Origin of the sequence: Corynebacterium lubricantis DSM 45231 (genome assembly GCF_000379425.1) — a bacterium.
Lineage (GTDB): Bacteria > Actinomycetota > Actinomycetes > Mycobacteriales > Mycobacteriaceae > Corynebacterium > Corynebacterium lubricantis.
Map to the genome: position 1 here is coordinate 141,141 of NZ_KB902235.1, position 24,158 is coordinate 165,298.

A 24,158-nucleotide genomic window follows, 5' to 3' on the forward strand; every position below is an offset into this window, starting at 1 on the left:
TTCACCTCCCGAACGGGAGGATTGATGTTGGATTATTTCAGAGTCGTGTTGCGCCGGTGAATCGTCGTCAAGCGATATCGCTTATCGACGACTCCCGTGCCTGGCAGTTATGCGGTATCCGCGGAAGCACCCTCGTCGCGGGACAGGTTAATGCCCAGCGAGGAACCTGCGTGATCATCGTCGTCGTCACCGTCGAGCTCCATTGGAGTGCCGTCGGTAGAGAGCACCTCAACGTTGAGGCACAGCGACTGCAGCTCCTTGAGGAGGACCTTGAAGGACTCAGGGATGCCTGGATCAGGGATGTTGTCACCCTTGACAATGGCCTCGTAGACCTTCACGCGGCCGACAACGTCATCCGACTTAATCGTGAGCAGCTCCTGCAGGGTGTAGGCAGCGCCGTAAGCCTGCATTGCCCACACCTCCATCTCACCGAAGCGCTGGCCACCGAACTGTGCCTTACCACCCAGTGGCTGCTGGGTAATCATGGAGTAAGGACCGGTGGAACGAGCGTGAATCTTCTCGTCGACCAGGTGGTGCAGCTTCAGCATGTACATGTAGCCGACTGCGACTGGGTACTTGAACGGTTCGCCGGAGCGGCCGTCGAAGAGGCGGGTCTTGCCGTCGCCGTCCACCATGACGTCGCCGTCACGGTTTGGCTTGGAGTTCGCCAGCAGACCTGCGATTTCCTCGTTGGTCGCGCCGTCGAATACAGGCGTTGCAGTCAGGGAATCCGCTGGGACGTCGTACAGCGCCTCAGGCAGGGTCTCCAGCAGCTCAGCATTAGCAGGATCGTCAGGGTTGACGGTCCAGCCGGCCTTCGCCAGCCAACCGAGGTGAACCTCGAGGACCTGGCCAATATTCATACGACGAGGAACACCGTGGGTGTTCAGCATGATGTCCACTGGGGTGCCGTCAGCCATGAATGGCATATCTTCCTGAGGAAGGATCTTGCCCACAACACCCTTGTTGCCGTGGCGGCCAGCCATCTTGTCGCCGTCCTGGATCTTGCGCTTCTGTGCAACGTAGACGCGAATCTTCTCGTTGACACCTGGGCTCAGATCGTCGTCGTCCTCTCGGGAGAAGTGGCGCACAGCGATGACCTTGCCGGTCTCACCATGTGGCACCTTCAGGGAGGTGTCGCGGACTTCGCGTGCCTTCTCGCCGAAGATAGCGCGCAGCAGGCGCTCTTCTGGAGTCAGCTCGGTCTCGCCCTTCGGGGTGACCTTACCAACGAGGATGTCGCCGTCGCGGACATCAGCGCCAATGCGGATGATGCCGCGCTCGTCGAGGTCCTTGAGCACGTCTTCGGACACGTTCGGGATCTCGCGGGTGATTTCTTCCGCACCGAGCTTGGTGTCGCGGGCATCGATCTCGTGCTCTTCGATGTGCACGGAGGTCAAGATGTCCTCTTCGACAACGCGCTGGTTCAGGATGATTGCATCCTCGTAGTTGTGACCTTCCCATGGCATGAATGCCACGAGCAGGTTACGACCGAGGGACATTTCACCGTTCTTGGTACCTGGACCATCAGCGATGACCTGGCCAGCCTCAACGCGCTCGCCCATGTTCACCAGTGGGGTCTGGTTGTAGCTGGTGCCCTGGTTGGTGCGCTCGTAGGTGCGCAGCAGGTAGCTGTCGCGCTGACCTTCGTCATCCATGATGGTGATCAAGTCACCGGAGACGTTCTCAACAACACCAGCCTTCGGGGTGATCACCATGTCGCCCGCGTCGTATGCAGCGCGCTGCTCCATACCGGTAGCCACGAAAGGAGCCTCTGGACGCAGAAGTGGCACAGCCTGCTTCTGCATGTTGGCACCCATCAAGGCACGGTTAGCATCGTCGTGCTCGAGGAATGGAATCATCGCAGTAGCAACGGAAACCATCTGGCGAGGGGAAATATCCAGGTAATCAACGCCCTGTGCATCGGTGACAGCGATATCGCCGTCTTTGATGCGGACCTCGATGCGTTCGTCGATGATGTTGCCTTCGGCATCCATCTTCGTCGACGCCTGAGCGATGGAGTAACGATCTTCCTCATCTGCGGTCAGGTACTGGACCTCGCCGGTGAGCTTGCCATCGACGACCTTCTGGTACGGGGTCTCGATGAAGCCGAAAGCGTTCACGCGAGCGTACGACGACAGCGCACCGATCAGGCCAATGTTCGGGCCTTCCGGAGTCTCAATTGGGCACATACGGCCGTAGTGAGATGGGTGAACGTCTCGGACCTCAATGCCGGCGCGCTCACGGGACAGGCCGCCTGGGCCCAGAGCCGAAAGACGACGCTTGTGTGTGAGGCCAGACAGGGAGTTGTTCTGGTCCATGAACTGCGAGAGCTGGGAGGTTCCGAAGAACTCACGGATCGCAGCAGACACTGGGCGAACGTTGATCAGGGAGGTAGGCGTGATCGATTCCGCATCCTGGGTGGTCATGCGCTCACGCACAACACGCTCCATACGGGACAGACCAACGCGAACCTGGTTCTGAATCAGTTCGCCAACGGTACGCAGACGACGGTTGCCGAAGTGGTCAATGTCGTCGGTGTTGATGGGGATAATCTCACCGGTAGGCGAGGTCATTTCCTTCTCACCGTTGTGCAGACGCACCAGGTACTCGAGCGAGGTAGCAATATCTTCCTCAGTCAGGGTGAGCAGACCATCATGGTCGCCGCCCAAGCCCAGCTTGCGGTTGACCTTGTAGCGGCCCACCTTTGCCAGGTCGTAGCGCTTTGCGCGGAAGAAGGAGTTCTCCAGCAAAGACTGAGCAAGATCGCGGGTAGGCTGCTCGCCTGGGCGCTGCTTGCGGTAGATCTCCAGGAGTGCTTCGTCGGTGTTTGCCACACCGTCGGACTCGAGGGTGGACATCATGATCTCGGAGAAGCCGAAGCGCTCGCGGATCTGCGCGTCGGTCCAGCCCAGTGCCTTCAACAGCACGGTGACAGGCTGACGACGCTTACGGTCGATGCGCACGCCGACGGTATCGCGCTTGTCCACGTCGAACTCCAACCATGCACCGCGGGAAGGAATGACCTTCACTGCGTGCAGGGGACGCTCGGTGGACTTGTCGATGGTCTCGTCGAAATACACACCTGGGGAACGCACCAGCTGGGAGACAACGACACGCTCGGTGCCGTTGACGATGAAAGTACCCTTGTCGGTCATCTGCGGGAAGTCGCCGATGAACACCGTCTGGGACTTGATCTCCTGGGTGTCGTTGTTGATAAACTCTGCAGTCACATACAGAGGAGCCGTGTAATCGATGTCTTTGTCTTTACACTCATCGATGGTGTATTTTTGCGGCTCAAAATATGGCTCTGACAAAGAGAGAGACATGTTGCCCGAGTAATCCTGGATCGGGGAAAGCTCTTCGAGAATGTCCTCAAGGCCGCTCGTGATGCGGGCATCAGGTCCACGCAACTCTTGCTGGCGTTCGCGCCACTCAGGCTTACCAACAAGCCACGAAAAGGATTCGGACTGTACGTCAAGGAGTCCAGGGACGGCTACAGGCTCGCTGATTTTCGCGAACGAGTACCGAGTCGGAGCTCCGGGGATTTCGGCCACTGACTTGGTCTGGCGGGAGACTGCCAAGATGGGTCCTTCCAGCACCTCACGCGGGTCCCAAAAATTGTTCTGGCTTTACAACTTTTAAGGAATTCCGCTGGATAAATTAGCATTCGGTCTGCTGTGGAAGTATTGTCCCCAGATAGCACAAAATCACCTTGTCAAGTCGACTTTTTCAAATCAAAGTGAGCAAGGTTTGCACTACACCAGAGACAGCTTCCAGCGCAACGACCTATCTTAAAACATTCTTCTTGTTTTGTAAAGACCAATTTGCGTAATCCGGCGCGGTACGTCTCGGTTCTCACTCGCTGGACCCCATCTCGATCCAAGCGGTGTTTGGAGACGTTGGAAGGGACTCTAGCACCAAATTCTAAAAAACCTGCAACAACACTGCCAAACCCATAGGAAGCGAACCGGTGTTCAGCACTTTGACCAGAGGTAATTGCAGGTGATCGCCGTGCCGGGCTACTTGGCGCGGGCCCGGGACTTAAACCTGCGGGACTCGGGGCGCAGCGCACCGATCAACCCAACCAAGGCAATGATGGCACCGACCGTAATCACGATAATGGTGATCGTGCGCGAGGTTTCCTGGGAGACGATGCCTGTGAGCTGCCCCAGCTTAGCAGCGTTATCTTGGGTGGCAGCGGAATACGTGACGTAGTCTTCCGCGCGCTCACCGGAGGCATCGGCGTAATACAGGTCCACGTCTTCGTCGATCCCGATGACGAGTCCGCTGACATGGTCGACCTGCAAGGTGCGCTCCACCGCGTAATGCAGATAGGAGGTGGAGGCGTTGCCCTCTTCGTCGTGAAGCGTCTTTGTATTGTTCATCGCGGCGTACTCGCGCGCGAGGTTGGTTGGCTCGACCTGCTGGGTGTAGCTATCCACCTGACGTCCGTCGATCTGTTCGTTGCCGACGAGCTGCACTTCAGCCGTATCGCGCAGGATGGGATCGAATAACTCGATGGTTTCTGCCTCCGCGTTCACGGGGAGCTTGAGCCACGGGCCTTCCATGTCGATTTCTTCGGTAGGCATAATCATCACCGAGGAGACAGTCGCCGGGGTGAGGGCGTCGCCGGACTTGCGGTCCACCTGCCAGGACCAGGTCTGCGCCGTGATCAGATCCTCGAGCTTGTCCCCTTCTGCCCCGCGGAAGAGGGAATCGCCCACGCGCAGGGAGGCCATCTCATCGGTGGCCGGGTTCTGGATCTCCATGTGGAGCTGGCGGGTGACGGGCTGTGCTTCGCCTTCGACGGAGGCATTCTCGTCGTGAAGCGTGTAGGTGGTGTTCTCTAAGTCCAGGGGCAGCCTTCCGTCGCCCAGCAAAAAGCGGGGTGCGGCGAATCCTGCCACCATCAACGCGACACCGAGGCCGACGAGTAGGGCAGACAGGATTCGGGACTTAGGAAGCATAGGGAGCAGTCTACAAGACGCTCCTGCGAGTCCAAGATTCCGGCTCGGCGGCGCCTAGAACTTTCAGGCAACCTTCATGAAGGCATAAGTAAACCCCCACGCCATGCAGGTCGTGGGGGTTTTAAATGAAGTGTGTGAAGACTTCAGTTTTTGCTCAAGTAATTACTCGAGCATTACGCCAGAAGTGAAATTACTTCAGGGTAACGGTTGCGCCAGCCTCTTCGAGCTTAGCCTTAGCTGCCTCAGCGTCATCCTTGGATGCGCCCTCGAGGATAGCCTTAGGTGCGGCCTCAACCATTTCCTTTGCGTCCTTCAGGCCCAGGCCGGAAACAACTTCGCGGACAGCCTTGATGACGCCGATCTTCTTGTCGCCAGCGGACTCGAGAACAACGTCGAACTCGGTCTTCTCTTCAGCAGCAGCAGCCTCGCCAGCTGGTGCGCCTGCAGCAGCAACTGCAACTGGAGCAGCAGCGGTTACGTCGAAGACCTCTTCGAATTCCTTCAGGAACTCAGAGAGCTCGATGAGGGTCATTTCCTTGAACTGCTCAATGAGCTCGTCCTTGGTGAGCTTAGCCATGATGGCTTCCTTTCTGTATCAGGCCGCTTTTTCGATGGGGCCTGAAATAAGTATGTGGTGTTGTTTTAAAACTTGTTTTAAGCAGCTTCTTGCTTGTCCTGCAGGGCAGCAACCAGACGTGCGGTCTTGGATGCTGGAGCCTGGAACAGGCCGGCTGCCTTGGCCAAGGAACCCTGGAATGCGCCAGCGATCTTGGCAAGAGTGGTCTCGCGGTTGTCCATCTCTGCGATAGCGTTGACATCGTCAGCGCTCAGAGCGTTACCGTCCATGTAGCCGCCCTTGAGAACGAATGCATCGTTATCCTTGGCGAACTTCTTCATGGTCTTGGCAGCGTCAACAGCCTCGCCCTTAATAAAGGCAACAGCGGTTGGGCCGACCAGAAGATCATCGAGACCCTCGATGCCCTGCTCGTTAGCAGCGATCTTCACGAGGGTGTTCTTGGCGACGTGGAGTTCGACATCGAAGCCAAGCTGGCCACGCAGCTCCTGGAGCTGAGCGACGGTCAGTCCGCGGTACTCGGTGAGTACAACGGAGCTAGCGTCCTCAAACTTCTCCTTCAGTGCTGCAAGCTCTGCAGTGTTCTTCGGGTTTGCCATCTTCACACGCCTCCTTCCAAATGCTTCATTGGTTTTGATCCGCCGGAGCACCTTTGTTGTTTCCAACAAAAAATGCCCCGTGCAGAAGCACGAGGCACACCATAAATGTGTTTGCCGCGTTTCTCCTGCGTAGGCTGCTCCCATTTAAGGAAGTCCTTCGATCTCCACCAAGGGAGATAACCGACGGTCTTCGGTGAAACTTGAGCACGGCATTTTCATACCGTTCAACTTTCAGCAGTGATAATAGCAAGAGCTCATGCTAAAGACCAAATCGCCGCTTTGCGACGAATGCTCCCGCCCCACTTTCGTGCTCCTGAATCGCGGCACGAGCCGCCCAGTACCCGGGCATGCCGTGCACCCCGGCCCCGGGCGGGCTTGAGCTGCTGGCCAGGTACAACCCCGCTTTGATGCGGTGCGGTCTAAGCGCGATACCGGGCCGCATGAGTACTTGTTTACCCACCATCGCGCCACCTGCGATATCTCCACCGATAAGGTTCGGGTTCCATGCTTCGAGCTGGGCCGGAGCCGTCTCATGCGTGGCCTTAATGACGTCGCGAAACCCTGGCGCAAAGCGCTCAATCTGCTTAATTACTGCCTCTCTCACGTGCCCCGGATATGCCTCGACAAAGCCATGCGGCACGTGCGCATAGGTCCACAACGTGAGCCCGCGGGAGGGGTCGGCGACGTATTGCTGGCACGCCATCACGAAGGGCCGCTCAGGCATCCGGCCGGCCTTCACCTCGTCTTCGGCGTGCACGATCTCATCGACGCTGCCTCCCAGGTGCACGGTGCCTGCTTGCCCCACCTTCGCGTCAGCCCATGGCACGGGCTCCTTCAGTAGGAAGTCCACCTTGTACGTCGCGGGTCCATATCTCCAGCGCTTTAGCTGCCGTGTCTTCGCGGGTGGCAGGTCGACACCCTGTAAGTCCAGAATTTGGCGCGGCGTCAGGTTCAGCACCGTCGCCTCCGCGGCGGGCAGCTCGCGCAGATCGCTCACCTCTACCCCGGTATGTAGTTGCGCACCGTAGCGTGCGAGCACGCGCACTACACTATCGACGATTGCCTGCGTCCCTCCCTCAGCCACCGGCCACCCGCGGGTCTGGCCGAGGCCCCCGAAGAGCAGCCCGAAGGCTCCTGTCAGTGGGGTCGCTGGTGAGGCGATGGCGTGGACTGCGCTGCCCGCCAGAAGCGCGCGGGCCCGCTCTGTGGCCAGCGTAGCTTTCCCGAGAGCTCGGGCGCTAGCCAGGCCCGGCAAACCGAACTGCACCATGCGTCGCGGATGACGGGGCCAGCGTAAAATGGGTCCGAGGAAATTGTCCAGGTGCTGGTCAATGTGCTCAACAACCGGGCGATGCAGCCTGGTCCACGCACGGGAATCCCTGCCCAGCAGCTCCGCGGTGTCGGCTAAATTGCCAGCTAGAAGCGCTGCTTCCCCACCCTCGAGCGGGTGTGCCATCTCATAGGGAGCGCGCAACCAGCGCAGACCGTGCCCCTCTAAGTCCAGGGCGCGGAAGGCCGGGCTGGCCACACCGAAGGGATGCCCGGCAGCCCCCAGGTCGACCACGGTTCCCGCGCCGAAGACCTCCTGAGAAGAGGTGGCCGCTCCCCCAACCCGGGCACCGCGCTCAAAGATGTGTACTTCCCACCCTGCACGAGCAAGAAACGCCGCGGCGGTGAGTCCGTTGACTCCGCCGCCGACAATATTTGCTCGGGGTTGCGCTGTCATAGCGTGGCTAGATGTCCCCGCTTCGGGCTGCGGCAGCGAGCTGATTCGCTAGTCGATCCACAAAGCGCGGGGTGTCACCCACCAGGAACACGGCCAAGCGCTCGGCAGGATAGACGATGAGTTTGCTGGAGAACCCAAAGGTTCCGCCGTTGTGCCAGAAGGAGCCATCGGATTCCTGGACCCAGGCCGCGTTGGGTTCTTGCTCATCGACGATTGCTCGTGCGTACTTTGCCAGATCGATTGGTGTGGAACGAATTGCCCCGGCCGGTTGGTAGCCATCCATTTCCCACGCCTCGTAGTATCCGCCCCACCACTTCTTACCGCGCGGCGCCTCTGGCTTAACTGTGCCCGTGGCGGCGACATAAGTGTCGTCCATTTCCAGTGGAGTGAGAATGTCACGCTGCAAGAGATCCGCATAGCTCAGCCCGGCTCTGATGGCCACAAGTTGACCGAGCAGTGCGTGGCCCAAATTGGAGTAAGCCATCTCTCCCCGGTTCTTCAAAGGCGTGCTCAGTGCCTGGGAGATGAGATCGTCGACCGTGATGCCGGCATAGGGGTTTTGTAACTTGAGTGCGGCAAGTTCACTGTGCAGCGGCATATTCGGCAAAGTGGGTAAACCAGAGGTGTGGCGCACGAGTTCGTCGACCGTCACGGTTTTCAGCTCAGAGTCCGCAGCACGCTCCCCCAGGATCTCCCCGACGGTGGTTTTATAGGTCAGTTCATGGCGCGTGACGGCCTGGTCCAGCAGCTCGCCATTGAAGGTCTTTGTGATCGAGCCGATTTCGAACTCGGTAGTTTCATCGGATCCGAGGCCGCCGTAGCGGACTTCGTCGTCGCGGAGCACGAAGGCAGACAAGTTGTGAAAGCCTAGTTTCGCGTTCTCTGCCAAGAACGACGAGATCGTCGGATCGCCGGTAGGTGTCGTCGATAAGCGAGCTTTTTGCGCAACATACCACCCCGCGAACAGGACTGCTGCCGCGCCTGCTGCGATGGGAAGTGTGCGACGGATGTGTGGGCTTCGTGAATTCACGCAGCCCATGGTTCCATACTTTTGGAATTCTGGTTCACTTCGAAGAAAGAAGAAAACCCGCACTGCTTAAAGCAGTACGGGCTAACTATGACGCGTGAAAGACTTAAGCAGTCTTGTCTGCGTAGTTCTTCTGAACGGAGGTGTCCACTGGGACGCCTGGACCACTGGTGGAAGATACGGTGATCTTCTTCAGGTAGATGCCCTTTGCAGAAGATGGCTTCAGACGCAGGATCTCGTCGAGAAGTGCGCCGTAGTTCTGAGCGAGCTGCTCAGGGGTGAAGGAGGACTTGCCGATCATTGCGTGCAGGTTGGAAGCCTTGTCAACGCGGAAGGAGATCTTGCCGCCCTTAACCTCTTCGATAGCCTTAGCAACGTCTGGGGTGACGGTGCCGGTCTTAGGGTTAGGCATCAGACCACGAGGGCCGAGGACACGCGCAACGCGGCCGACCTTTGCCATCTGATCTGGGGTAGCAATTGCAACGTCGAACTCGATGTTGCCAGCGTTAATCTGCTCGATCAGGACGTCGGTGCCGACGATGTCAGCGCCTGCAGCCTCAGCAGCGGTAGCCTTCTCGCCCTCAGCGAAAACTGCAACGCGGACGGTCTTGCCGGTGCCGTTAGGCAGGGAGACAGTGCCGCGAACCAGCTGGTCAGCCTTACGTGGGTCAACGGAGAGACGCATTGCAACGTCAACGGATGCGTCGTAGTTCTTGGAAGAGGTTTCCTTCACAAGCTCCAGAGCATCGAGTGGGTGGTACTGCTTGGTGGAGTCAATCTTGGCGGCCGCTTCGCGGAATGCCTTGGACTTCTTCTGTGCCATGTTGGGTTCCTTTAGTTAAGTGGAATTGTGGTGTGCGGGCCAGGCCTGGCCCTACCACGGTGATGAAATTTACTTTTCGACGACGATGCCCATGGAGCGAGCGGTACCAGCGATGATCGCTGCGCCAGCCTCGATGTCACGAGCGTTGAGGTCGTTCTTCTTGGTCTCTGCGATTTCCTTGCACTGATCCCAGGTCACGGTGCCGACCTTATCGGTGTGAGGAACGCCGGAGCCCTTCTTCAGGCCAGCAGCCTTCAGCAGAAGCTTCGCAGCTGGTGGGGACTTCAGGATGAAGTCGAAAGAGCGGTCTTCGTAGACGGTGATCTCAACTGGGACCACGTTGCCACGCATAGACTCGGTCGCTGCGTTGTAAGCCTTGGTGAACTCCATGATGTTGACGCCGTGTGCACCAAGTGCTGGGCCAACTGGAGGTGCTGGGTTTGCCTGGCCTGCTTCGATCTGAAGCTTGATCAGACCGGTTACCTTCTTCTTTGCCATCGGATTACCTCAATTCCTTGATATGGGTCAGCGCCACGATGAATAACGCTGCCTACCGGATGCCAGCGAAAAGACGCCAGCCACCGGGGAGTACAAAAACGAATCCGCGTGTGGTGAACACACGCGGACGTTGATTTTACGCGGGAGCAGGCGATTCACCAAAACGCCCTGCTGCGCTTGAAGCTTCGCTTCAGAATGAGCTGCTGGCTTAGTTGATGCGCTCCACCTGATCAGCCGTGAGCTCGACTGGGGTTTCGCGACCAAAGATGGACACCAGCGCCTGAATCTTGCCGGTCTCGGGATCGATGGAGTTGATCGTTGCGGACACGGAAGCCAGTGCACCAGACAGGATGGTGACCGCCTCGCCGACCTGGAAGTCGTGAGAAACCTTTGGCTTGGACTCGTCTTCCGGCATGGCCACAACGGTCGAGCCCTCTTCGTCGGCTGCAGACTTCGCTGCGGTCTCGCCCTCGACTGGTGTGTCCTTTGGCAGGAGGAACTTGGCCACGTCGCGGTGCTTGACCGACGTTGCGTTGCCCTCGTTGCCCACGAACGATGTCACGCCTGGGGTCTCGCGGACCACGGACCATGCCGCGTCGTTCATTTCCATGCGCACCAGCACGTAGCCTGGCAGCAGCTTGCGCTTGACAGTCTTGCGCTTGCCGTCCTTGAGCTCGATGACCTGCTCGATAGGCACGACCACGTCGAAGATGGAATCTTCCACTTCAAGGGTGACAATACGCATGTCCAGGTTGGTCTTGACCTTGTTTTCGTATCCAGCGTAGGTCTGGATGATGTACCACTGGCCAGGCTGCTTCTTCAGCTCGCGGGTGTATTCGCGCAGACGACGGCGGTACTCCGCGTCCTCGTCGGAGGCTTCGGTGTCGCCCAGGGCTGCGGCTGCGGCTGCCTCAGGGTCGAGGTCCTCGGCGGCGTCGGCGTCGGCCTCAACCTCAGGCTCCTCTGCCTCAACCTCGGACTCCTCTGCTTCAGCCTCAACCTCAGGGTCGGTGTCTTCGGCGACGGGTGCGCCTTCTTCGATCATGTCGGTCTCGGCTTCGAGCTCGGCTTCGACTTCTGCTTCAAAGTCTGCTGCTACGGCATCGACCTGGCCGTTGTCTTCGGTGGTGTTCTCTTCGCTCACGGAACTATCCCTACTTTTCTTGGTTGACCTACGAATTATCCCGCCTGCCCAAGGTGCTGGGAGACGGGATGATTATTAATGATTGCCAGTATAGCGAAGCGGAAATACTCCGTGCAATTCTGACTTTTAAGTTGTGATTTAACCGAGAACAGCCTCGACCCCACGTGTTGCTAGGGCATCTACGCCCCACACAATGGCTGTCATGATGATCAGGAAGGCAAACACGATGACGGTGTAGTTGACCATTTGGCGTCCGGTTGGCCACACGACCTTACGAAGCTCCGATACGACTTCACCGGGGAAAGCCACCAGGCCACCGCCGAGCTTCTCAGTGGAGTCTTGCTCGGTGCGGGCCACCTTCTTCGACTCATAGGTCGACGCGGAGGTTGTGTTGGCACCACTCAGCTGACGTTTGCCGGTTGGCTGGGCAGGACCCTGGCCCTTTGGATCGTCTTCGCTCACGGGACTCCTCTGGATAAAACTTCTGGCAGGGGCGACAGGACTCGAACCTGCAACCTACGGTTTTGGAGACCGTTGCTCTACCAATTGAACTACGCCCCTTGGTGTACTGCTACTCAAGGAAACAGTACGCACCACCCTACCATGAATGGAAGACCATTCGCGTTGGGTAGCTGTAGCGGTGGAGAGACTTGAACTCTCGACCTCGCGATTATGAGTCGCGCGCTCTCACCAGCTGAGCTACACCGCCATGATGCCCGCCTGAAAGCTACCAGACAAACAACAGAGCCCCCTAGCAGAATCGAACTGCTGACCTTTTCCTTACCATGGAAACGCTCTACCGACTGAGCTAAGGGGGCACAGCCTCTAGTTTGGGACTTTGTTTGTCCCGCTCCGTTGAAGCCTTAGAAAGATTAACCCGCAATGCATTAAGAACACAAATCGTCAGGTCAGTACGGGTTTTTCGCAAGTTTCAATGGTTATGAAACTACGGCTTAGAGCAATATCACTTTACGACGATTGCCCACCCCGACACCCAGGCTAAGCGCAACAAAAAGACCCACTGCATAAGCAGTGGGTCTTGGTTGGTGCCAGGTAGAAGATTCGAACTTCTGTAGGCATAAGCCGGCGGATTTACAGTCCGCTTCCTTTGGCCGCTCGGACAACCTGGCAAGCGCATTTTTAAGTGCGAGGACTACCTTACAACAGCCTCCCCATCATTATACAAATCGCCAGGTCACGAGGCATATTTTTGCGGGAGAGTTATCCCACCCGGTCGATGGTGTAGCGCGCCAGCATCCGCAGCGCGTCGGTGGCAGGAATCTGCGGCAGACGGGTGATTTCGTCCTCGACAATGCTCATGTAGTGGCGCACCACTTCCATCGAGCGTGCTTTGCCGTCTGTCTGCCCGAGGAGCGCTAAGGCACGCTCCACGTCGGCGTCGTCGTGAAGCGGTCCTGTCAGTAGGCCGCGGAGCTCGTCGCCGACTTCTGTGTCGTCCTCGAGGGCGTAGAGCACGGGCAGGGTGAATACACCCTCCCTGAGGTCGGTGCCGGGGGTCTTGCCGGAGTCTTTTGTCTCGGAGAAGATATCGATCACGTCGTCGATGATCTGGAAGATGATCCCGATGGCTCCACCGATGTTGTAGAGGGCGTCGACGTACTCGTCCGGCGCGCCGGAGTGCTTGGAGCCTAGATAGCCCGCAGAAGCGATCAGGACGCCAGTCTTCTCCTCGATCACCTTCATGTAATGCTCAACGGGATCGGAGCCCTCTGGGCCAATGGTTTCGCGCATCTGGCCCGTCACCAGCTTGCCGAAGGTTTCGGAGAAGTGGCGCACGGTATCGGTGTCCAGCTGACTCATCAGACGCGAGGTGTGCGAGAGCAAAATATCGCCGGCGAGAATCGCCACCGAATTGCCCCACCGCGAATTCGCCGATTCGACTCCGCGGCGCATATCGGCCTCGTCCATGACATCGTCGTGATACAAGGTGGCTAGGTGCACCATCTCGACGACGGTCGCCGCCTTGACCACGTTGTCGGAGCCCGGCCTCTCACCGAACTCACTGGCCAGCAAGGTCATCATCGGGCGGAAGCGCTTGCCGCCCGCCTTGGCCAGGTGCAAGACCTTCTCGGCCACGAATTCCGAGCCGACAGAGAGCTCGTCCACCAGCAGCTTTTCTACCTTTTGCATACCGTCATTGATGCGCGATGTGAGGTCTGCGTCGCCGAGATCCACGCTCGACACGTTGCGAGGAGACGGGGTAGTGCCGAAAGTCATCAATACGGTCCTTGTGCTTTGTTACGTGATGCTTGCTACGTGCTGAAGATACGTGAGTAGTGTAGGCAATTATTGCACTCCACCGTAGTCCAGAGAACTCACACCTCACACTCAAGGGTGTTATTTTAAACCCTCTGGCACAATAGACCGAGTGAGCGAAATACGAGAACTGGTTATTGTTGGTGCCGGACCTTCGGGAGCGGCGGCCGCCTTAGCCGCCGCGCGAGCCGGCATTGACACCCTGCTTCTCGACGCTGCTACCTTCCCCCGCGATAAAACCTGCGGCGATGGACTTACCCCCAGGGCAGTCCATTCGCTGAAGGAACTAGGCGTGGACCACGTCCTGCCCAAGTATCGCAATAACGGCCTCAAGCTGCACGGATACGGCGGTTCCGTCGAGGCCCCGTGGCCCGATGGACACTTCGGCACCGAGGGCAGCGCAAGCCCCAGGACCACCTTTGATGCCGCGCTTGTCGACGCCGCACGCGCCGCCGGAGCCGAGGTCTGGCAGGGGTGCTCAGCCAACGATGTTGAGTTCGAGAGTGGCAAAATCTCCGCGATTTCTACCTCGCTGGGCACAGTACGCCCCAAGTGGGTCATCGTCGCAGACGGCGTGCGCTCCCCTTTCGGCAAGCTATTAGGCAGGCAGTGGCACCGCGACGAGGTCTACGGCATCGCCGCCCGCTCCTATTGCACCTCCCCGCTCGACCAAGAGCCGTGGATGCATTCGCACGTCGAGCTTCGCGACGAGAGCGGGGAAGTTCAGCCAGGTTATGGCTGGATCTTCCCGCTCGGTGACGGCCACGTCAACCTAGGTTGCGGCGCGCTTTCCACAGCGGAGCGCCCTGCGAAGATCAACACGAAGAAGTTGCTCTCCGCCTACGCAGGCTTTGTGCGCGAGGAATGGCAGCTTGGCGACGAGCAGCACGTCACCTCGGCCATGCTGCCAATGGGCGGTGCCGTGTCCAACGTCGCCGGTGGCAACTGGATGCTCATTGGTGACGCTGCTGCCTGCGTGAATCCCCTGAACGGCGAGGGCATTGATTATGGGTTGGAAACCGCGATCATGGCGGTCGACCTGCTGCGCGAAGAGACAGATTTCACACTCACCTGGCCTCTCGCACTGCGCGAGGCCTACGGCGAGGCGTTTGTGCTCGCGCGTACTGCGGCCAGGCTGCTGACCTACCCGCAGTTCCTCCCCTTTGCTGGCCCGATCGCGCTGCGTGGACCTGTGGGTGCGGTGCTCATGCCCGCAGCGGCACGGTTAATGGGCAACCTCATTACCGACGACGACCGTGACCTCATCGCGCGCGCCTGGCGCGGGGCGGGAACTGTAGTCAGCAAGATCCGCCACGACACGCCACTGTGGTCTGTGCAGTAACTTTTAGCGGCGCGTTTTAGCGCGGCTTGGTGGCCGCGTGGTTGGCCACAATGCCGAACGTCGGGTTCTGCCAGCCACAATCTTCCCAGCCGTTAGCGTTGATCTCGGCGGCCAGTTCTTCCTGGTCAGGCCAGGCGCGAATGGACTCCGCGAGGTACTCATAGGCCTCGCCGTTCGAGGAGACCACTTTGGCAATCGCCGGCAGCGCCCGCATCAGGTATTCCTTGTACACGGTGGAAAATACCGGCACGATCGGGGTGGAGAATTCACTGACCACGAGCGTGCCACCTGGCTTGGTCACGCGTGCCATTTCGCGCAGGCCTTGCTTGTAATCATGGATATTGCGCAGGCCATAGGAGATGGTGACGGCGTCGAAGGTGTTGTCCGCAAACGGCAGCTGCATCGCATCGCCGACGACCTTGGGCACATCCCGGTCCTTGCCCGCGGAAAGCATGCCCTGTGAGAAATCACACGCGACGCACCACGCGCCGGACTTCGCCAGCTCCACCGTGGAGACAGCGGTGCCGGCAGCGAGGTCAAGGACCTTCTGGCCGGGCTTCAAGTTGAGGCGCTCGCGGGTGCGCTTACGCCAGGATCGGTCCTGGCCAAAGGACAGAATCGTGTTGGTGATGTCGTAGTTTTTCCCCACGTCATCGAACATTCCTGCAACGTCGAAGGGTTTCTTGTCTAAATCTGCCTTGGCCATAGAAACCGAGTCTAACCGATGCCCGACCTAGCTACGCTGCCTGGCGTGCTCCGAGAGCGCGCGCAGCCCAGGTTGGCAGCTCAGGGATCTGACCGAAGTAGGTCAGCGGGACACGAGAGGCGCCTTCGAGAACCTCGTCGTAGTAGCCCAGGAGTTGATCACCCAGGGCCCCCCACGTTTTGTTTTCCACCGATGCACGCGCGTTGAGGCTCAGCTCGCGGTGACGCGTATCGTGCAGCAGCCATTCTGCCGCTGCGGGCAGGTCTTTCTCGAAGGTGGACACCTCGAGCAGCTGACCGTTGTAGCCATCTTGGATCAAGTCCACCGGGCCGCCAGCCCGTGGGCCGATAGTGGGAACCCCGGACGCCTGCGCTTCCTGGATTGCCTGGCAAAACGTTTCAAACTCGCCGGTGTGCACGAAGAGATCAAGGCTGGCATAGGCGCGCGCCAATTCCTCGCCGCGCAGACCGCCGGTAAAGATAGCTCCCGGCAGCTGCGCTTCAAGAATCTGCCGGTCCGGCCCCGCACCAACAATGACCAGCTGCATATCGCTGCGCTGATCCAGCACTTTCAGTCGCGCCACACCCTTTTCAGCCGCGAGGCGGCCGACGAATCCGACGATCTTCTTCCGGCCGGTGGGATCCCACTGGCGGCGCAGCTCAGCCGAGCGCTTCTCCGGATGGAAGAGCACGGAATCTACTCCCCTGCCCCAGTGGCGCACGTTCTTAATGCCATGGTCTTTGAGTTCAGCAATAGCTAGCGACGAAGGCGCCAGCGTCATCTGCGTCATATTGTGCAGGGTGCGCGTCCAATCCCAGATCACGGTGCCCAGGCCCGGCGCGTGGTACTTGGTGGCAAAACCCGCGACATCGGTTTGGTACAGCGCAACTGCCGGGATGCGCAGCTGGCGTGCAGCTACGGCACCAGCCCCGCCCAACACGAATGGGCTGGCAAGGTGAACAATATCGGGGTTGAACTCCGCGAGAGCCTCGCGCACTGCCAGGGTTGGCACACCAATGGGAAGAGAATCTACCATCGGGATTTTTACGGTAGGAACACGAACGATGGGGAAACCCAAGTAATCCGGGATTTCCTCTTTATGGTCCCTCGCCCCAGGCGCAACCACGAGGGCTTCATGTCCGTGCGCCTTGAGGTGCTCGAGCACACGGAGCACTGAGTTGGTGACCCCATTAATATTGGGGAGAAAAGATTCAGCAACGATCCCGACACGCATGGGTGCCATCATCTCCTATGAAGTTCAACGAGCTCTATACCCCTGGGTAACGTTAGATGAACTTTATCTTTCATGTTTCCCATGCTCTGCTCGCTTTTTCCGCCGGGACGCATCCACGCCCCACCACGCGAGTACCGCCAGGAGTGTTGAGACTCCGGCCACGGACAGCGCAGGGATGATGGAAAGCGTCCACTTTCGCCCTTCTACTTTAACCAAATCTGGATTCGATTTGGCGTAGGTGACCCACACTTGTTGGCCTTCCCCAAGACCTGTGGGATAAAGCAGGCCGGTGGGCGGTGAGTGATAGCGCCCCTCTTCGTCTTGGTAGTCCACTGCGGTGCGCATGAAGGTCACTCCCGTCACCGTGGCCATGCCCCGGCCCGGGTCGCTCATGATTGTGGAGTCGTTGAGTGCAGGCCCCACAACCATGCCCACAGCGCCAATCATGGCTGCTGCATAGAGCGCCAAGATCAGCTGGCGAAGCCTACGACGCAGCACTACTTCTTCAAGCTTTCCGCAAGAGCTCGGCGGGTATCGCGGGTGGTGACCGCCTCGATAATCGTGATGGGCTCGGGGACTTCGACATCGTCCATGAGGTGGCCCAGCAGTTCTTGCAACGAGGTCGCCTTAAGATATGCCACACCATAGGCCTCCGCGAGGGATTCCATATCGATGTCGTGGCCGGTGCCGAATCCACGCTCGAAAGAACCCCGGAGCTCAGGTGCGCCGACCTCGAGAGTCTCGAAAATACCGCCCCCGTTGTCATTGGACACCACGATGGTCAGGTTGCCCGGGCGCGGTTCGTCGGGGCCGATCAGCAGACCGTTGACATCGTGCAGGAAGGTCAGATCCCCGACCAGTGCGATGGTGCGCGGTGCCCGAATCTCATCGGGCTGCAGCGACTGCGTGGCCATAGCGGTGCCGACTGCCTGGGAGATCGTGCCGTCGATGCCGGCGGCACCGCGGGCGGAATAGGTAGAGACACCGTCGAAAGGCAAGCCGACCAGGCTTGCATCGCGGACGGGATTCGACGAGCCGACGACGAAGGTGTCGCCCACGGCTAAGGTGTCAGCCACGGCGGCGGCGACGTGGAGCCCGGTGAAACCGAACTTTTTGTCCTCTAACACGTCGCGTACGGTGTTTGCGCCGACCTCGCCGGCGGCCTCACAAACCTTGACCCAGTGATCGCTGGATTGTCCGGAGACTTTCACCCGCGAGCCGCGGAGATCAGGCTGGCCGGTAAACGTGTCGGTGCGCGACAAACCAATGATGGTGATTTGGGGATCTGCGAGCAGCGCCATGACATCGCGATGGAGCGTGGGATGGCCCACGACGATCACCTGTTCCGGCTTCGTCGAGGCGGCGAATTCCCCGCCGTCGTGGCTGACCGCTACTTCCGACTGTGCGAAGAATTGCGCTGCCAGGGGGTGCACCTGGTGGAAAGGTGTGTACGCGGTGGGTTCGGCAATGGTGGGGACGTATTCGAGACCCGGGACCTCCCACGCCTCGTCACCGGCGATGACCAGGGTGTCCTTGTTCAAGTCGACTTCGACCTCGCCGTGGTCGATGAAGCTAGGCGGCGAATCAAGCCGGCCGGGGCCCACCCGGCGCGCTTCACCGACCAACTCGGGCAGTGCTGGCGGAGTCAGCGGGGTATCCAACGCGACGTTGAGGTGGACCTGGTCAGCGGCAAAGCTGATCGGATCATCGACCGAGGTGATCTGCTGAGTCTGGGCGTAGCGGCCGAAGATGCCCTCTTGCCAGATGGTTTGGGAGGCACCGGTGCCGAGCAGGCGCTCCGGGCGATCAGCGCTGATGATCGCCAGCGGGGTGTGCGACATATGGGCCTCGACGACCGCGGGCAGCGCATTCGCTACGGCGGTACCCGAGGTCATCACGACACCCACGTGTCTGCGCTGGACGCGCGCGATTCCGAGTGCGGTAAAGGCGGCGCTGCGTTCGTCGATACGCACATGCACGCGCAGGTCCTTCCTGGCTAAAAGCGCCAGGGTTAAGGGTGAGTTCCGCGAACCCGGACTGATGACTACGTCCGTGAGGTTGCGGGCGAGGGTGCCGGCGACGTAGGTGGCAAGGTCCATGGAAGTGGGTTGCGAATCAGGCATGCGCACAAGCTTACTACTGTCCCTGGAGTGCTCCCTCGATGTCGCCGAGCAGGCCATCCAGCCAGGCCTGGGCATCCTGCGCACCGTTGGAGACCTCCGGCGGAATCTCGGTAGGAATGTCGCTAGGCAGCTGCGGGTTGCCCTGGTCGTCACGTGGAAGGATATCCGTAGGAATGATCGGCGCGTTCTCGGTGGTGGTTTCCGTCTGCGTCTGTGTCACGGTCACCGGTGCTGGAGGCGGCTGGTTCGCCTCCTCGGCGGCGCTGCGCCACATGAAGAACAACACGATGCCCGCGAGAACGGCCAAGGCCAGCAAGATACCGAGAATCAGCGGGCCGCGGCCACCGGATTGCTTGCGGGGTGCCTCATCGTAGGCGTAGTTGCTGTTGTAGCCGTCGGGGCGATACGGCTCGTCGTAGGGCTCGTAGCCCGCGTTGGATTGCTGCGAGCCATAGCGGGTTTCATATTCCGGCTGGTAGGCCGATTGGTAGCGCGTTTCTGATTGTGACTGGTCAGGAAAATGCTGGCGCGGGCGCTGCTGGCCCGCGCCACCGCGCTGGGTGCCGTCGCGGTCTGGGTCCCTGTCGGGCACCCCAAATTGACGAGTCTGATCATTCATGGCTTGTACCTTACCCAGCCAGTTCCGGCTAACCTGTACGCTCGCCAAAATCTAGCTGTGCATACGTCTGACGCAACCGCTCGAACCACCAGTCCCGGCGCCTAGGCGCAGCGCGCAGCTCATGCAGTCGCTCCGGGTCCGGGCACACTGGGACAATCTCCAAGGCACCATCAACCAATGGTGCGGGCTCCACCACATCTTCGACGAATAACCGCTGCGTAGCCAGGCCAGCCGCGCGCGAATTAGTCAGCTTCGCAGCCACCAACCCGGCATGGATTCCCACCGCGGTATCTAGTGCCGAGGCCACCGTCAGCGAGAGCCCCAGATCCTGGCCGATCTGCATCAGGCGGCGCACCCCGCCCAGTGGTGCGACCTTCACCACAGCCACATCGGCAGCACCAAGTTCAGCTACCCGATACGGGTCCTCGACCTTGCGGATGGATTCGTCGGCAGCAATGGGCGTATCCACAAGCCCGCGCACCTCCGCCAACTCCTCCACCGTCGCACAGGGCTGCTCGATATATTCCAGCTCACCTAAGCGCCGCGCCGCCTCGACTGCTTCGGCCACGCTCCAGCCCCGGTTCGCATCCACGCGCAGCACCGCTTCCGGGCGAAGCGCGCGCACGGCTTCCACGCGGGCTACGTCGTCGTCAAGCGATTGTCCCTGCTCTGCCACCTTGATCTTGAAGGTGCGCACCCCCGGGTAGCGCTCCAACACCGCGGGGACCTCGGCCGCCACAACTGCCGGGATTGTGCCGTTGACCTCGACGAATCCGTGCGCCTCGGGCAAGCCCTCGAAGGCGGCCTCGAGCCCGGCGCGCAGCCAGGCGGCGGATTCGCGCGGCCCGTACTCGACAAATGGTGAGAATTCGCCCCAGCCGGCGGGGCCGTCGATGAGCATTGCTTCACGACGAAGCACCCCGCGGAACTTCACCGCCATGGGCAAACTGACTACGTGGGCGCGCTCTAAAATCTCGTCGACGGAAACCATAGATAAAGCCTAGATCAGTTCCGTGCGGCCATCTTCGATGCGTAGCACTTCCCCGTCGCGAAGCAGGACCAGCTTGTAATCCGCGCCGTAGGTACGCACGATCTCGGCGAACTTGTCCAGGGTAAACGGCGGATTGTCGCCCACGTGCGGCACGACGGCATACTCGGTGAGGTGCAGGCCCGTGTAGTCAGTGAGCTCGGGCGCGATGTCGGCGTTGTCGAGCAGACGGACGTAATCGATGTCCGGCGCGGCCAGCACCGAGCCCGCGCTTGTGCCTATATATGGCAGGCCTGCCTCGACCTTCTCCTTGAGCACCTCGAAGTTGCCGGTGCTGCGCAGGGCCCAAAGCAGGTCGTAGGTCTCGCCGCCGGCGACGTAGACGCCATCGACCTCGTCGAGGATCCGCGCTGCGTCTTTGGGGTCGGTGGTGGCCATGGGGAGATTGATCAGTTCGAGGCCCATCTCGCGCAACTGCCTGCGCTCGACCTCGACCCACGGCTGGTCGGCGAAGGAACGGGTGGCATCGTCGATGTATGCAATCTTGCCGGAGACGAATTCAGGAATATAGGGGTGAAGAAACGAAGTGAGCAAGAGTTTCATGGTGCCGATGGTAGGCGATTTGCGCCTTCGGCATTTCGGGTACAGCGTGGCATCTAGAATCAAACCCATGACGTATTCCAAGGAACAGCCCTTCGACCCCACGCAATGGAAGACGGTAGAGGGTTTCGATTTCACCGATATCACCTACCACCGCCACGTGGGCACCGAGCGCAAGGACGGCACCGTGCGCATCGCCTTCGACCGCCCCGAGGTGCGCAACGCTTTCCGTCCCCACACCGTCGACGAGCTCTACCGCGCGCTCGACCACGCGCGCCGCGACCCGAGCGTTGGCGTCATCTTGCTCACCGGCAACGGCCCAAGCGAGAAGGACGGTGGCTGGGCCTTTTGTTCCGGCGGTGACCAGCGCATTCGCGGTCGTTCCGGGTATCAGTACGCTACCTCGCACGAGCACGATGATGCGCTTGCCGACGAATCCACCGTGGACACCGCGCGCGCCAAAGCCGAGGGAGGACGCCTGCACATTCTTGAGGTGCAACGCCTGATTCGCACCATGCCCAAGGTTGTCATTGCTGTGGTTAATGGCTGGGCAGCCGGCGGCGGCCACTCGCTACACGTGATCTGCGACCTGACCATCGCCTCGCGCCAGGAAGCGCGCTTCAAGCAGACCGATGCCGACGTGGGCTCCTTCGATGCCGGTTATGGTTCCGCCTACTTGGCGAAGATGGTGGGCCAGAAATTTGCCCGCGAGATCTTCTTCCTGGGACGTTCGTATGATGCCGAGGAAATGCATCGCATGGGCGCAGTAAACATAGTTGCCGACCACGCCGATCTGGAGGCCGAAGCCATCCAGGTCGCTCGCGAGATCAACGGCAAGTCCCCGACCGCCCAGCGCATGTTGAAGTTTGCCTTCAACCTCACCGATGACGGGCTGATGGGCCAGCAGGTCTTCGCCGGCGAGGCAACCCGCCTGGCGTACATGACCGACGAGGCCGTGGAAGGCAAGGAAGCCTTCTTGGAGAAGCGCGATCCGAACTGGGATCAGTTCCCGTTTTATTACTAGGGGTTTAGGGGGCGAAAAAGCCGCCCTACCCGGATGTTTTGGATCCGAGTAGGGCGGCTTTTGCATTTGCTGCTGCCGCGAAAGTGCTGCGCCGGAATGTCTGGTGACCACCGAGGTAACAAGCTTGGTGCAGTTGAATTTGATGAAAGTTATCTACATAGACCAGCTGCTCAATGCAAGACTCAATGTGACAACTTCATAAATGAACGTTTGAACGAAATAAATTAGAAAGTCCATTGTTTTCTACCCCTTACTAAAACGCTGATTGAACAAGTGAGGACAGGCTTTCGACGAACTCAGTGGTCTCCATCGGTTCCAGCGGTCGCGCAAACATCGTTTGAACAATGATGCTCACCACCGTGAATGCGAGAGAAACAAGTAAAACCGAACTGATCATAGTGCAAACCTCTTCCTTACTTGATGACACTGACAAATGATTTATCCAAGTATCAATGTTCCCTATTACTCAGCAACCCGTTTCGGGGTGGGTTTTGGCAGTCCCTGATAAACAAATCCGCCCTACCCGGATGTTTTGAATCCGTGTAGGGCGACTTCCTTTGTATAGGAGGCTACTGCCACACAAGTGCCGCACCGGAATGCCCGGTGAGCACCGACGTGACAAGCACAGCTACTGCAAAGATGGCTGCCAGGATACGCAGCGTCCACCCAAGACCGGTTGTCCACGCCCCCTTCTTATATGCCCAAAACAAGGCAATAATTACGACGACCATCAGGAACACTGCGATGGTGAAGGCACCTGCATAGGTTTCGTGAATTCCGGGATTCTTTGGCAGAGCCTCACCCGACTGGCGAGTCAGGATGAGCACCACGAAGCTGACGATGCCACCGAGCAAAGTTGGGATGGCAAATGACTGTTTCCAGCGCGGCACGAAGGTCCAGGCGATGAGAAGAAGTCCGGTCAGCGGAATCAGGACAACTGCGCCGTGGACAAATAATGGGTGGGCGGGTATCCCGCCAATAATGAAATTCACAAGATTGAAAATAGGCCTGTTTACTAGGCGCTTCTAGCTTGGAAAGCCTAGCCTTACCAGCATAAACGCCAGGTGGTTGTTCGCTCGCAGCTTAACCGTATCTAAACCACAGGAAACTGATGGCCTACTTACTCGCTGTGGCAATCCTATTGAGATGGACGGCCTAGTTTTTTGGGGTGGGGAGGGGGACGATTGGTCACCCTGTTCTCGCTCACGCGGTGCAGACTTACTACGCCACCGAAACAGACATATACGTCACCTCCGGCATACCATCACTCAAATCAGCTTCACATTCAGCGTCATGTCCCCACGGAATTCCAGCGCTCGTATACACCGTGACCGTCCACTCCATGTGGCCCGTGGTCCCGCCATCGTTGGTCTTGAAGAGTGCGTTAGGGGCGTGTGCCGTCACGGGCATGTTACTAGTCTGCTCATTCTGTTCGTCAAATGCTGCAATGCACGCCATGCGCCCGGACCATTCCTGCGAGCTGATCGAGTGGTCATCGGTTGTTCCCCCGCATGCGGTGAGGGTGAGTGCCAGGGCGACGATGGGCCAAATGGTTTTCTTCAAGACAATTCCTTAACTTTGCTGTGAGATAGTCACACCTCGAGTAGGTGGACTGTGATTTCTAGGTGGTGCGCCGTAGAGACCAAATTCCCGGAGTGGGCGGCGAGGGCTCATCCCCGCTCGCGCGAGGCAGACCGCTCTGCTGCGGGTGATTCTGTGATCTCGTCGGGCTAATCCTCGCTCGCGCGGGGCAGACATTCACGGCACCCTAAAGATTAATGCTGGTCGGGGCTCATCCCCGCTCGCGCGGGGCAGACTCACCGATATGGCGGATGAGGTCACCAATAGCGGGCTCATCCCCGCTCGCGCGGGGCAGACGACCTA

General features: G+C 59.4%; 22 protein-coding genes and 4 tRNA genes. 2 read left to right on the forward strand and 24 right to left on the reverse strand.

The genetic code is table 11. The features are described from left to right. Positions 1–107 precede the first annotated feature (107 nt). From rpoB to A37O_RS0112310, 15 genes are all read right to left on the reverse strand, one after another. Positions 108–3,602, reverse strand: a complete 3,495-nt coding sequence (rpoB, locus tag A37O_RS0112240) for a DNA-directed RNA polymerase subunit beta (protein ID WP_018297797.1) — start codon at positions 3,600–3,602, stop codon at positions 108–110. 420 nt (positions 3,603–4,022) lie between these two features. Continuing rightward, on the reverse strand, positions 4,023–4,970 hold the full coding sequence (pgfA, locus tag A37O_RS0112245; protein ID WP_018297798.1) for a cell envelope lipid trafficking protein PgfA: 948 nt from the start codon (positions 4,968–4,970) through the stop codon (positions 4,023–4,025). A 190-nt stretch (positions 4,971–5,160) separates the two neighbouring features. Beyond that, positions 5,161–5,547 (reverse strand): 50S ribosomal protein L7/L12, encoded by a 387-nt coding sequence (gene rplL, locus A37O_RS0112250; protein ID WP_018297799.1) that lies wholly within the window; start codon positions 5,545–5,547, stop codon positions 5,161–5,163. Positions 5,548–5,624: 77 nt separating this feature from the next. Next, a complete protein-coding gene (gene rplJ / locus A37O_RS0112255) occupies positions 5,625–6,143 on the reverse strand; it encodes a 50S ribosomal protein L10 (RefSeq protein ID WP_018297800.1) in 519 nt (172 codons plus the stop codon). Between the two features lie 259 nt (positions 6,144–6,402). Next, complete coding sequence (locus tag A37O_RS0112260; protein WP_018297801.1) at positions 6,403–7,869, reverse strand: phytoene desaturase family protein; 1,467 nt, start codon at positions 7,867–7,869, stop codon at positions 6,403–6,405. A gap of 7 nt (positions 7,870–7,876) precedes the next feature. Beyond that, positions 7,877–8,899, reverse strand: a complete 1,023-nt coding sequence (locus A37O_RS15495; protein WP_169332163.1) for a serine hydrolase domain-containing protein — start codon at positions 8,897–8,899, stop codon at positions 7,877–7,879. A 103-nt stretch (positions 8,900–9,002) separates the two neighbouring features. Continuing rightward, complete coding sequence (gene rplA / locus A37O_RS0112270) at positions 9,003–9,719, reverse strand: 50S ribosomal protein L1 (protein ID WP_018297803.1); 717 nt, start codon at positions 9,717–9,719, stop codon at positions 9,003–9,005. A gap of 69 nt (positions 9,720–9,788) precedes the next feature. Beyond that, entirely contained in the window at positions 9,789–10,217 is a 429-nt protein-coding gene (gene rplK, locus A37O_RS0112275; protein WP_018297804.1) for a 50S ribosomal protein L11, read from the reverse strand. Between the two features lie 208 nt (positions 10,218–10,425). Beyond that, entirely contained in the window at positions 10,426–11,361 is a 936-nt protein-coding gene (nusG, locus tag A37O_RS0112280; protein ID WP_018297805.1) for a transcription termination/antitermination protein NusG, read from the reverse strand. A 138-nt stretch (positions 11,362–11,499) separates the two neighbouring features. Beyond that, positions 11,500–11,823: a preprotein translocase subunit SecE gene (gene secE, locus A37O_RS0112285; RefSeq protein ID WP_018297806.1), complete on the reverse strand. Its 324-nt coding sequence runs from the start codon at positions 11,821–11,823 to the stop codon at positions 11,500–11,502. Between the two features lie 23 nt (positions 11,824–11,846). Beyond that, positions 11,847–11,922: transfer RNA gene (locus tag A37O_RS0112290), tRNA-Trp, on the reverse strand. 74 nt (positions 11,923–11,996) lie between these two features. Continuing rightward, positions 11,997–12,070 (reverse strand) — tRNA-Met (locus A37O_RS0112295). A gap of 36 nt (positions 12,071–12,106) precedes the next feature. After that, positions 12,107–12,179: transfer RNA gene (locus A37O_RS0112300), tRNA-Thr, on the reverse strand. Between the two features lie 226 nt (positions 12,180–12,405). Next, positions 12,406–12,491 (reverse strand) — tRNA-Tyr (locus A37O_RS0112305). A 91-nt stretch (positions 12,492–12,582) separates the two neighbouring features. Further along, positions 12,583–13,599 carry a polyprenyl synthetase family protein gene (locus tag A37O_RS0112310; RefSeq protein WP_018297807.1) on the reverse strand — a complete coding sequence of 339 codons (1,017 nt, stop codon included), beginning with the start codon at positions 13,597–13,599 and terminating at the stop codon, positions 12,583–12,585. Positions 13,600–13,741: 142 nt separating this feature from the next. On the opposite strand from A37O_RS0112310, the gene A37O_RS0112315 reads away from it, so the two are divergent. Further along, positions 13,742–14,980, forward strand: coding sequence for a geranylgeranyl reductase family protein (locus A37O_RS0112315; RefSeq protein ID WP_033378172.1), 1,239 nt, complete (start codon positions 13,742–13,744; stop codon positions 14,978–14,980). A gap of 16 nt (positions 14,981–14,996) precedes the next feature. Here the strand turns inward: A37O_RS0112315 and A37O_RS0112320 are convergent, their stop codons facing one another. The 7 genes from A37O_RS0112320 to A37O_RS0112350 all read right to left on the reverse strand — a co-directional run bounded on the left by A37O_RS0112320 (position 14,997) and on the right by A37O_RS0112350 (position 21,253). Continuing rightward, positions 14,997–15,686 carry a demethylmenaquinone methyltransferase gene (locus A37O_RS0112320; protein ID WP_018297809.1) on the reverse strand — a complete coding sequence of 230 codons (690 nt, stop codon included), beginning with the start codon at positions 15,684–15,686 and terminating at the stop codon, positions 14,997–14,999. A gap of 31 nt (positions 15,687–15,717) precedes the next feature. Further along, complete coding sequence (locus A37O_RS0112325; protein ID WP_026196349.1) at positions 15,718–16,920, reverse strand: glycosyltransferase family 4 protein; 1,203 nt, start codon at positions 16,918–16,920, stop codon at positions 15,718–15,720. A 63-nt stretch (positions 16,921–16,983) separates the two neighbouring features. Continuing rightward, a complete protein-coding gene (locus tag A37O_RS0112330; RefSeq protein ID WP_018297811.1) occupies positions 16,984–17,418 on the reverse strand; it encodes a DUF3592 domain-containing protein in 435 nt (144 codons plus the stop codon). Then, the gene (gene menD, locus A37O_RS0112335) at positions 17,418–19,043 is read right to left on the reverse strand and encodes a 2-succinyl-5-enolpyruvyl-6-hydroxy-3-cyclohexene-1-carboxylic-acid synthase (protein ID WP_018297812.1); all 1,626 of its coding nucleotides are present in this window, start codon (positions 19,041–19,043) and stop codon (positions 17,418–17,420) included. Before menD ends, A37O_RS0112330 begins: the two co-directional genes overlap by 1 nt. Positions 19,044–19,056: 13 nt before the next feature. Then, entirely contained in the window at positions 19,057–19,662 is a 606-nt protein-coding gene (locus A37O_RS0112340) for a hypothetical protein (RefSeq protein ID WP_018297813.1), read from the reverse strand. Between the two features lie 28 nt (positions 19,663–19,690). Next, a complete protein-coding gene (locus A37O_RS0112345; protein ID WP_018297814.1) occupies positions 19,691–20,653 on the reverse strand; it encodes an o-succinylbenzoate synthase in 963 nt (320 codons plus the stop codon). Positions 20,654–20,662: 9 nt separating this feature from the next. Further along, positions 20,663–21,253 (reverse strand): Type 1 glutamine amidotransferase-like domain-containing protein, encoded by a 591-nt coding sequence (locus A37O_RS0112350; RefSeq protein WP_026196350.1) that lies wholly within the window; start codon positions 21,251–21,253, stop codon positions 20,663–20,665. A 67-nt stretch (positions 21,254–21,320) separates the two neighbouring features. Between A37O_RS0112350 and A37O_RS0112355 the strand changes: the two genes are divergently transcribed. Then, positions 21,321–22,274: a 1,4-dihydroxy-2-naphthoyl-CoA synthase gene (locus A37O_RS0112355; RefSeq protein WP_018297816.1), complete on the forward strand. Its 954-nt coding sequence runs from the start codon at positions 21,321–21,323 to the stop codon at positions 22,272–22,274. Positions 22,275–22,843: 569 nt separating this feature from the next. On the opposite strand, the gene A37O_RS15945 is transcribed toward A37O_RS0112355, so the two are convergent. Together A37O_RS15945 and A37O_RS0112370 are read right to left on the reverse strand one after the other, a co-directional pair. Further along, complete coding sequence (locus A37O_RS15945) at positions 22,844–23,266, reverse strand: DUF2231 domain-containing protein (protein WP_018297818.1); 423 nt, start codon at positions 23,264–23,266, stop codon at positions 22,844–22,846. 229 nt (positions 23,267–23,495) lie between these two features. Continuing rightward, positions 23,496–23,837, reverse strand: a complete 342-nt coding sequence (locus A37O_RS0112370; RefSeq protein WP_018297819.1) for a hypothetical protein — start codon at positions 23,835–23,837, stop codon at positions 23,496–23,498. Between the last annotated feature and the right edge of the window lie 321 nt (positions 23,838–24,158).

What these genes read in the sequence shown, in the direction of transcription:
- pgfA (WP_018297798.1), bottom strand. Translation starts at nt 4,970, where the DNA reads ATGCTTCCTAAGTCCCGAATCCTGTCTGCCCTACTCGTCGGCCTCGGT.
- rplL (WP_018297799.1), bottom strand. Translation starts at nt 5,547, where the DNA reads ATGGCTAAGCTCACCAAGGACGAGCTCATTGAGCAGTTCAAGGAAATG.
- rplJ (WP_018297800.1), bottom strand. Translation starts at nt 6,143, where the DNA reads ATGGCAAACCCGAAGAACACTGCAGAGCTTGCAGCACTGAAGGAGAAG.
- A37O_RS0112260 (WP_018297801.1), bottom strand. Translation starts at nt 7,869, where the DNA reads ATGACAGCGCAACCCCGAGCAAATATTGTCGGCGGCGGAGTCAACGGA.
- rplA (WP_018297803.1), bottom strand. Translation starts at nt 9,719, where the DNA reads ATGGCACAGAAGAAGTCCAAGGCATTCCGCGAAGCGGCCGCCAAGATT.
- rplK (WP_018297804.1), bottom strand. Translation starts at nt 10,217, where the DNA reads ATGGCAAAGAAGAAGGTAACCGGTCTGATCAAGCTTCAGATCGAAGCA.
- A37O_RS0112310 (WP_018297807.1), bottom strand. Translation starts at nt 13,599, where the DNA reads ATGACTTTCGGCACTACCCCGTCTCCTCGCAACGTGTCGAGCGTGGAT.
- A37O_RS0112320 (WP_018297809.1), bottom strand. Translation starts at nt 15,686, where the DNA reads ATGGCCAAGGCAGATTTAGACAAGAAACCCTTCGACGTTGCAGGAATG.
- A37O_RS0112325 (WP_026196349.1), bottom strand. Translation starts at nt 16,920, where the DNA reads ATGCGTGTCGGGATCGTTGCTGAATCTTTTCTCCCCAATATTAATGGG.
- menD (WP_018297812.1), bottom strand. Translation starts at nt 19,043, where the DNA reads ATGCCTGATTCGCAACCCACTTCCATGGACCTTGCCACCTACGTCGCC.
- A37O_RS0112340 (WP_018297813.1), bottom strand. Translation starts at nt 19,662, where the DNA reads ATGAATGATCAGACTCGTCAATTTGGGGTGCCCGACAGGGACCCAGAC.
- A37O_RS0112345 (WP_018297814.1), bottom strand. Translation starts at nt 20,653, where the DNA reads ATGGTTTCCGTCGACGAGATTTTAGAGCGCGCCCACGTAGTCAGTTTG.
- A37O_RS0112350 (WP_026196350.1), bottom strand. Translation starts at nt 21,253, where the DNA reads ATGAAACTCTTGCTCACTTCGTTTCTTCACCCCTATATTCCTGAATTC.
- A37O_RS0112355 (WP_018297816.1), top strand. Translation starts at nt 21,321, where the DNA reads ATGACGTATTCCAAGGAACAGCCCTTCGACCCCACGCAATGGAAGACG.